Annotated in this window: 7 protein-coding genes and 1 pseudogene; 3 read left to right on the top strand and 5 right to left on the bottom strand. The window is 68.2% G+C overall.

The genetic code is table 11. The annotated features are described in order from the left end of the window. Nucleotides 1–82 precede the first annotated feature (82 nt). Nucleotides 83–1108 carry a DNA glycosylase AlkZ-like family protein gene (locus AC1D12_RS16875; protein ID WP_477841675.1) on the bottom strand — a complete coding sequence of 342 codons (1026 nt, stop codon included), beginning with the start codon at nucleotides 1106–1108 and terminating at the stop codon, nucleotides 83–85. Between the two features lie 146 nt (nucleotides 1109–1254). Between AC1D12_RS16875 and AC1D12_RS16870 the strand changes: the two are divergent. Together AC1D12_RS16870 and AC1D12_RS16865 are read left to right on the top strand one after the other, a co-directional pair. Next, nucleotides 1255–1385 (top strand): annotated as a pseudogene (locus AC1D12_RS16870) (SDR family NAD(P)-dependent oxidoreductase); the annotation flags it as partial. A gap of 159 nt (nucleotides 1386–1544) precedes the next feature. Then, a complete protein-coding gene (locus AC1D12_RS16865; protein ID WP_477841673.1) occupies nucleotides 1545–3392 on the top strand; it encodes an aspartyl protease family protein in 1848 nt (615 codons plus the stop codon). A 130-nt stretch (nucleotides 3393–3522) separates the two neighbouring features. On the opposite strand, the gene AC1D12_RS16860 is transcribed toward AC1D12_RS16865, so the two are convergent. Together AC1D12_RS16860 and AC1D12_RS16855 are read right to left on the bottom strand one after the other, a co-directional pair. Continuing rightward, nucleotides 3523–4392 (bottom strand): NmrA/HSCARG family protein, encoded by an 870-nt coding sequence (locus AC1D12_RS16860; RefSeq protein ID WP_477841671.1) that lies wholly within the window; start codon nucleotides 4390–4392, stop codon nucleotides 3523–3525. Between the two features lie 41 nt (nucleotides 4393–4433). Further along, nucleotides 4434–5372: an NADP-dependent oxidoreductase gene (locus tag AC1D12_RS16855; protein ID WP_477841670.1), complete on the bottom strand. Its 939-nt coding sequence runs from the start codon at nucleotides 5370–5372 to the stop codon at nucleotides 4434–4436. Nucleotides 5373–5475: 103 nt separating this feature from the next. On the opposite strand from AC1D12_RS16855, the gene AC1D12_RS16850 reads away from it, so the two are divergent. Beyond that, entirely contained in the window at nucleotides 5476–6351 is an 876-nt protein-coding gene (locus AC1D12_RS16850; RefSeq protein WP_465112023.1) for a LysR family transcriptional regulator, read from the top strand. A gap of 9 nt (nucleotides 6352–6360) precedes the next feature. Here the strand turns inward: AC1D12_RS16850 and AC1D12_RS16845 are convergent, their stop codons facing one another. Continuing rightward, nucleotides 6361–8010, bottom strand: coding sequence for a lectin (locus AC1D12_RS16845; RefSeq protein WP_477841668.1), 1650 nt, complete (start codon nucleotides 8008–8010; stop codon nucleotides 6361–6363). Nucleotides 8011–8181: 171 nt separating this feature from the next. After that, on the bottom strand, nucleotides 8182–8556 hold the full coding sequence (locus tag AC1D12_RS16840) for a GFA family protein (protein ID WP_477841666.1): 375 nt from the start codon (nucleotides 8554–8556) through the stop codon (nucleotides 8182–8184). Nucleotides 8557–8671 lie beyond the last annotated feature (115 nt).

The following is an 8671-nucleotide window of genomic DNA, read 5'->3' as shown; positions in this document are numbered from 1 at the left end:
ATGCCGACATGTGGGCCTTCGTGTTCTGGCGCGCGGGGCTTCCCGGGTGGCGGCCGCGGGTCACGGACAGCAACCGGGCTCCTCAGGCGATCCAGTGAACGCGTGTCGAATTCGCGGCGCCGGGTAGCGGCAGCGATTCCGCTTCGGCTGTGACCGCATCGCGATCTTCGGACGACATCCGCTGCCACGGCTGGACCGTGACGTCGCGCCCCGCGCGGCGCCACGTACCGACAAGTTCGCCGTCGAGCATGATGGCGCCGGGCCAGACGCGGGACGTCCACAGTGCAGCGCGACGGTCCGCCTCGGGAACCAGCAGCTCGCGATCCGCGCCCTGGAGGAGGAAGTACGCGTCCCCGCTGGGCAGGAGCCGCACGCCTTCGACCGGCCCGGCGATCGCCCGAAACCCGGCCTCCTGCTCCGCCAGGATCCAGGCGTCGCCGGCCGGCGTCCGCACGGCGACGAGGTCTGGCGCGAGTGCCTTGTGCGCCGCCAGTGCGGCGACCTTCGAGATCCCGGCCCACGCGGCGAAGCCCTCAGCCGTAGCGGGACCAAAGACGTGCAGGTGCCGGCGTGCAAGCTCGAGTTGTGCCTGCGCCGGGTCCATCGCGGGCCGCTCGACGGTCCGGACGGTCGGCCGCTTGGCACCGTCCCAGCGAATCAGGACGGTACCGGTCGCTGCCGCATAGCGCAGCGAGTTGGGAGCGACGTTCATCCCTTGTCCTGCCTCGGCGTAAGGCATCGCCCGTCCGTCGAGCCATTGGTGCAGGCGATCGGCGAGATCCTCGGCCCTGCGCCGCTGCGCACCGCCGGCCGGCAGCCWGCCGAGCGAGAAGACGGCCCGATCTTCGGCCGCGACGGCGTAGGCGCTGAACCGGGGACCCCAGAGCTGGACAAGGGACGAATCCGCCCAGGCTTCGGGCGTCGTGCCTGCAACCCGGGCATGCAGCGACAGGACCGCTGCTCGCGGCACGCTGTCCTGGAGGCCGGCGAACGCTGCGCGCCGCACCGATGCCGCGCCGGGTGACAGCCGCATGGCGAGCCCGTTGGCGTCTCGTCGATGGCCCAGGATCTGCTGCCGTGTCAGCTCGAGAGGCCGCAGTGTGTGCATGCCTGTCATTGTCCACCGCGGCTCTCCGTGTGTCCGCCCCCAGGGTTTCCACGATGGCCCCCACGCACATCGCCGATGCCCCGCCGATGTGTCCGCCCGCCATTGAGTCCCCGCCCCGTCGAACAAAGACTGGTCCGTTCCCGACCGTGCACCCGGCGGTGACCCGCTGGGGGCGCATCGACATCCTGGTGAGCAACGCCGGCATCCTGCGCGACAGGAGCTCGCGAAGATGTCGCTCGACGACTTCAGGCTGGTGCTCGACGTGCACGTGATGGGGCGCCGTATGCAGCCGCAGTTGACGTCGGAGAGAATGTGAACCTCGCGGGGGCGGACATACTCGACTTGATTCCAGGTCAGGTCGAGGAAACCTCTGCCGTTCTTGTGTCTGCGAGCGGCGGCCTTGCCAGATCAACACGAGCACCGAGGGGAAATATTGATGCAATGGCGTCGTCGCTTGCTGCGAATTGGCGTGGGTGTGTCCGGCGGTTGCCGGCTCCTGTTGTGCCGGGTATCGTCGGCACTGGTGGCAGTGCCGGCCTTGCTGGCGGCATCGTCGACTTGGGCCGGCTGCGATCTCAAGCAGATGGAGATCCCGGTGCGCGTGGTCGACCAGCGCCCGATTGCAATCCTGACCCTCAACGGGACCGAGGTGCCGATGCTGGTGGACAGTGGCGCCTTCTTCAGCATGCTCAGCGAGTCCACCGCGACACAGCTGAATCTGTCGTTGCGCAGTCTGCCGTATGGCATGCGCATCGAGGGCTACACGGGGCGCATCCATGCGAAGCTGACACGCGTTCAAACTCTGGGACTGCTCGGGGCTGAATTGAACAACGTGGAATTCATCGTCGGTGGCAACGAGTTGGGCRCCGGCATCATGGGGATTCTGGGCCGCAACATTCTGTCGATGGCGGACACCGAGTACGACCTGGCGCACGGCATCGTGCGCCTGAGTTTTCCGAAGGGTGCGTGTGCCGAGACCAACTTCGCCCATTGGGCCGGCGAAGCCCCGGTGATCGAAGCACCGCTTGGGACGACCCGGCATGACAGGGACACGGCCATCCGTGTGGCAGTCAGCATCAACGGCAAGCGCACGATGGCGCTGATGGACACCGGAGCGCCACATACGTCGTTGACGCTGGCGGCTGCCCGCCGCGCCGGCATCGACGAGGGCAGCCTGACGCCTCTGGGGCGCGTCGGCGGTGCGGGGGAAGGCCGCGTGAAGTCGTGGGCAGGCCCCGTCGCGTTGTTCGAACTGGGCGGGGAGAAGATCGTCAACACCCGCCTGGAGATCGACGATGCCGACGATTCGGAGCAGGGCATGCTGTTGGGGCTGGACTATTTTCTGTCGCACCGCATCTATGTCTCACGCCTGCAGGACAAGGTCTACGCCACCTGGAATGGCGTCGCCCCGTTCGCGTTCGCTCGAGCGGCCCCGGGCGAGTACGACGCTCGTTATGCAGCACTGCCGAAAGATGTCGGGAAGGACGATGCCGATGCCTTGGCGCGTCGGGGATCCGCTGCCATGGCGGCGGGGAACTACACCCGCGCCCTGGAAGACCTGAACCGAGCCTGCGAGTTGGCACCCGAGGTGGCCGACTACCTGTATGCCCGGGCGCGGCTGCATCTGATGATGCGCAAGTCACAGGCCGCGCTCGCCGATCTGGACGAGGCCTTGCGACTTGATCCGCAGCTGAACGAGGCGCGCTTCCGCCGCGCCTGGGGGAGAGTGGCGCTCGACAATCTATCGGGCGCGCAGGCTGATCTTGCACAACTCGACGAGGTGTTGCCGCCATCCTCTGCCCTGCGTGCGGACATGGCAGAGTTGCACGCCGTGCTTTCCCAAGCCCCGCAGGCTCTGCGGCAATTCGATATCTGGGTGAATACCCACCAAAGAGACGCGCGCCTCGCCAGCGTTCTCAACAGCCGCTGCTGGATGCGCACGCGGCTCAACATGGAATTGACGCTGGCCCTGCAGGATTGCAAACAGGCGGTGGACCTGGACGAGGGGTCGGCGGCATATCGCGACAGCCTTGGCTGGACCTACTTGCGCCTGGGAGATGCGGCAAAGGCCAAGGCGGCCTTCGATGGCGCGATCAAGGTGCAGGCGCTGCCCTTTTCGCTGTACGGGCGAGGTCTGGCGAAGCTGCGTCTGAACGACAGCACCGCCGGACAGCAGGATCTGGCAGCGGCCCGCAAGCTGAAACCCTCGATCGACAAGGACGCGCGCACGGAGGGGTTCGATTTCGTGGACGACGTGGCGCCGCCTGGGGTTTCGGGGTCGTGAGGATCACCGCCCGATCAGCGCCTGTGCCTGAGCCTCGACGAGGTCATGGCGCACACCGGCGAGACCGTGCCGGCGTCGGGCCGGAGCCGTACCGGCTGGAGCTGGCCGAGGCCGAGCTCCAGCAGGCACTCTAGGCTGCGGCGACGGACTCCGCCACGAAGGCGGCGTAGGTGCGCAGCGGGCGTCCCAGGATCGCCTGCAGGCGATCCACCGCGCCGTCTTCGCCCCGCATGCCCAGCTTCTGGATGCCGGCCATCATCAGGCGCATGTCGTAGGCCAGCCAGGCCGGGCCGAACGACGCCATCTGCCCTTCGAAGGCGGCCACGTCGTCGCCGCCGTAGGCGATTTCGCGACCGAGGGCGGTGCTCCAGGCCTTTGCCGCGGAAGTGCCCGTCAGCGCCTGCGGGCCGACCAGGTCCAGCGTCACGCGCGGGAGCGGTGCAGGCGCCCCGTCACGGCGCAACAGCTCGGCGACGGCGAGGTCGGCGATGTCGCGCGCATCGATCATCGAGACGCCGGCCGAGCCGATCGGCATCGGGTAGACGCCGTAGCCCTCGATCACCTGCCGGACCGTGCCCTCGTTCTGCATGAAGTAGGCCGGACGCAGGATGGTCGCCGGCATGTCGAGGCTGTCGATCATGCGCTCGACCGTGTACTTGCTCGTGAAGTGGGGCACGTTGGTGTACTGGTCGGCGTGGATCACCGACAGGTAGACGACGCGCTCGATGCCGGCCTCGCGCGCCAGGTTCAGCGCGATGAGGGCTTGCGTCACCTCATCGGGCGTGACGGCATTCAGCAGGAACAGCGTTCGCACCGACGACAGCGCGGCGCGCATCGAGGGCACGTCGGTCAGGTCGCCGACCACTTCGGTGACGCCTGCGGGGAAGCTGCGCTTGCCCGGCTGGCGAACGAGGGCCTTGACGCTGGCGCCGGCGCCGGCCAGGCGTTGAACGATGAGGGAACCGATGGTGCCGGTGGCACCGGTGACGAGGATGCTCATGTGAATCTCCAGGGAATGATGGATCGGGTGGTTCAGAGGGATCAGCGGGAGAAGTCCGCCACGACCTTGCCGGTGCGCGAGGTGGTGCGATTGCGTTCGATGGCCGCAGGGAGGTCGTTGAAGCCGACCACCTCGCTGACCGGCGACTTCAGCGTGCCGGCGGCGACATCGGCCGCCAGCGTTTCCAGCAGCGCAGCGTCCGGCTTGTTCATGAACCACAGGCCGCGGCGGCCCGCCGGGGTGCGCGCCAGGATGTCGGGGGACGAGGTGCCGACGATGGCGCCGTTCTCCGCCAGGACCTGCCACGAGCGATCGAGGACCTCGCCTCCGACGTAGTCGAGCACCAGGTCGATGTCCCGGGCGATGTCCTCGAAGCGCTGGGTCTGGTGGTCGATGACGTGGTCCGCCCCGAGACCGCGCACGTACTCGACGTGGGCGGTGGCAGCGGTCGCGAAGACCTCGGCCCCCGCCCGTTTCGCGTACTGCACGGCGTGGCCGCCGAGCCCACCCGCCGCGCCGTGGATCAGGATGCGCTGGCCGGGGCCGATCGGACCTGCGTGATGCAAGCTCTGCCAGGCCGCCACGGCTGCCACGGGAATGGCGGCCGCCTGGACATCGTCGAGGCCTGCCGGCGTGCGAGCCAAGTTGCCTTCGTCGACCGCCACGACATCGGCGTAGGCGCCGAGCCTGCCCGGCGCTCCCATGACGCGATCGCCGACACGAAAGCGGGAGGCGCCGGGGCCGACGGCCTCGACCACGCCCGCCAGTTCGATGCCCAGCACGGCCGGCAGTTGGAGCGGGAAGGCGTCCCGGACGTAGCCCTCGCGGACCTTCCAATCGATGCCGTTCACGCCGGCGGCCCGGACCCGGACCAGGACCTCGCCGCGTCCGGCTTGCGGGCTGGCGATCTCGGCCACCTCGGCGGCGCTGGCGCCTCCATAGGCCCGGATCAGTACGGCGCGTTGTCGAGTGGTGCTCATTTGAAGTTCCTCGTATCAGGTTGCGATGACGAGAAGATAGACCGTTGCACTGATAAAACGAAGACGCCAGAATGTAGATACACCGTTTCAAATATGGAACACCATGGATCTGAACGCACTGGCCGACTTCGCGCTTGTCGCGACGAACGGGGGGTTGGGCAAGGCGAGTCGCGCCAGCGGCAAATCGAAGGCGACCTTGTCCCGGCGCATCTCGGACCTGGAGGAGCAACTCGGCGTGCGGCTCATCGAGCGCAGCGCCCGGGGGCTGAAGCTCACCGAAGCCGGCGAGCTGTTGATGGCTCGAACCGAAGGGCCGATCCACGAGGTGGCCGAAGCCATGACCGCGGCCCGGGAGGGGGTGGCCATGCCGCGCGGACGCCTGCGTGTCGCCTCGCCCGTGCTGTTCTCGCAACTGGCGATGGGGCGGATCAGCGCGGAGTTCTGCGCGGCCTACCCGGAGGTCACGTGCGAGGTGGTGGCCGAGGACCGCCTGGTCGACCTGGTCGAGGAGCAGTTCGATGTCGCCATTCGCATCAACCCGAGCCCGGACAGCAGCCTGGTGGGGCGGTGCTTCGCGAAGGACCGGCTGGTCGTCGTGGCCGCACCCTCGGTGCCGATGCCCGGCCCGGGTGCGGTCAGGGCCGTTCCCGGCATCGTGTCCTCAAGCTTCCAGCCGACCCATTGGAAGCTCGACGACGGACGGCTGGTCCTGGACCCCATCCCGAAGCTGAGGCTGTCCTCGTTCCTGATGGTCCGCGACGCGGCCGTCGCCGGCGCCGGCGCAGCCCTCATCCCGCAGTCCATCGCATGGAACCAGCTGACCCGCGGGGAGCTGGTTCAGTGGGGGACGGTCTCGGGCGTGGAGGTCGCGCTGTGGGTCCTGCACACATCGAGGCGACTGCCTGCGCCGAAGGTCCGGGCGTTCGTGGAGTTCATGTGCAACCGGTACCCGGAGGAATCGCTGGTGCTGATGGGGTGAGGGGGGTGATCACCCGCCGATCAGGTCGAACTGCTCCCACGGCCCGATCGCCGTCCGGTTGGCGATCAGCGGTGCGGCGCCCGCGCTCTCGGCCGTCACGTAGCGGTTGTTGACCAGCGCCCGCAGCGTGACGCTGCCGTTCGGGTTGCGGATCAGCTGGAAGGTCTCCCACAGGCCGATGGCCGTGCGGTTGGCGATCAGCTGCGAGTTGCCGGCGTTGTCGGCGGTGACGAGCTTGCCGTTCGCATGCGAGCGCAGCGCCACGTTGCCGCCGCCGGCATCCAGCAGGTCGAACTGCTCCCAGCCGCCGATGGCCGCGCGGTTGGCGATCAAGGCGCCGTCGCCCGCGTTCTCCGCGCACACATAGGCGTTGTTGACGCGTGCCCGCAGGCTGACGACCCGGCCGGTGCCCGGCGTCGTGCCGCCGGCCACCGGCTGCGTCGGGCGGGTGGGCGTGAGCGCGATCTGGCGCTTCAGCATGCGGCCGCCGTCGGCGGTGAGGCGCAGGTAGTAGTCGGACGAGCAGGGCGTGCCGTCTTCGTCGAGCGCGAGCATGCCGGAGTTCGACGGCAGGAAGGCCGTGGTCTCGGCGGTCTTGGCGATCTGGTTGCCCTCGTTGTACTCGTCGAACATCGAGATGTAGATGCCCTGCGCGCCCACCCRCACCATGTTGTAGAACTGCCGCCACATGAAGTCGCCATGGGCCCGCTGGCGCGCGCCCAGGTCGCCCGGCAGCACGCACGGCTGGTAGTCGATGCCGTGTGCATTGCAATCGGCCTGGTCCTGCTGGTTGGCATTGGCGTAGAACCAGTCGGAGCCGGCGGCATCGCCGATGCGCCCCACCATCCACGGCGAGATCATGTTGAAGGCGTGGTACACGTCGAGGTAGCCGGCACGCGAATCGCTGTTGCCGTTGCGCCACCAGGTGGGCACGCCGCCCATCACGTAGCAGCCCTGGGCCTTGAACCAGTTGATGACGTCGAGGCAGGCCGCCGCGGGCCACGGGTGGTTGTCGTCGTTGAAGCCGAAGCCCCAGATGCCCACCACCGGGCGGCCGTTCTGCTTCGCGTAGGCGGGCGAGGCGACCAGCGCCGCCATCTTGTTGGTCCAGTCGGCCTTGATCTCCGGCTGCATGTTCGCCCAGCCGCTCACGTCGTACATGATGTAGAACTTGCGCCCGGTCGCCTCGGCGGCAGTGCGCACCTTGGTCGCCATCGCATCGCGCGTGGCGCCTTCGCCGCCGTTCGGGTTGAAGCGCTGCAGTGCGGCGGTGTCGCAGCCGTTCTGCTGCATCCACAGGAAGTGCGTGTTGACGGTGGATTGGTCGTACGACGAGAACAGCGTGGCGGGCGAGCCGTTGTTCAGGTTGCCGTAGTCGCTGCGGTAGCCGGCGGCGTAGTCGCGCATGTCGGGCCACGCGCTGATGGCCTTGTTCGACGGCGACGGCGGGCGGCCCCAGTCGTTGGACCAGTGCCACCAGCCGCGGATCGGCGCGCCATCGCCCGCGCAGGCGAACCAGCCCTGGTAGCCGACGGTGATCTTGCCGACCACGTCGCCGACGGGGCTCGCGGCATGGGCCGCTCCGGTGGCGAAGGGCAGGGCGCCGGAGGCGGCGCCGGCGGCGGCGGATCCGAGGAAAGTGCGGCGGGTGAGTGTCACGTGGGCTCCAGGTCTGAAGGGTGCGGGCGGATCCTAGGCAGCCGACCTGTTCAGATCTGTGTGCGTGTGCGTCCGTTGCAACGCGATGTATGGGCGAAAGTGGATACGGTTCCACTCTGCGCCTGCGCGCCTGTCGTCACGCGATGTTTCCAAATCGCGGTGCAGCGGGGTTCAGGTGCGGTCCTCGTCGAACTGCTCGGCGCCGTCGACCGGCCGCAGCCATGGCTCGCGGCGCTTGACCCAGAGCTCGTAGCTCGGCACCAGCGGGGTGGGGGCCTGCGACAGCAGGCCGAGCTTGATCTCGGCCTCTTGCTCGTCGACGGAGAACAGCCGCGACCCGCATCGCGTGCAGAAATATCGCCCCTTGAAGTGGGCCGTGTCGCCGGCGTGCTCGAACTGCGGGGTCGGCCAGATGCCATAGAAGGTGAAGGCCGAACCGCTTTCCTGCCGGCAGTCGGTGCAGTGGCAGATGCCGACGCGCAGTGGTTCGCCCCGCACGGACACCCGCACTTGCCCGCACAGGCAGCTTCCCGAAAATGCTTTCATGGTCGAGCCTCATCCTGTCCAATCCACACGGACGATCAAACCTTGCAAGGACTCGCCATGTCAAGCACGTTGCCGAGCAACAAGTCGATGCCCGCTGCGGCCGTCATTCCGGTGC

The sequence above is a fragment of the Rhizobacter sp. P1_G5 genome (assembly GCF_056405435.1).
Note: the sequence above shows the minus strand (reverse complement) of the source record. Positions and strands in the feature narration are given on the sequence as shown.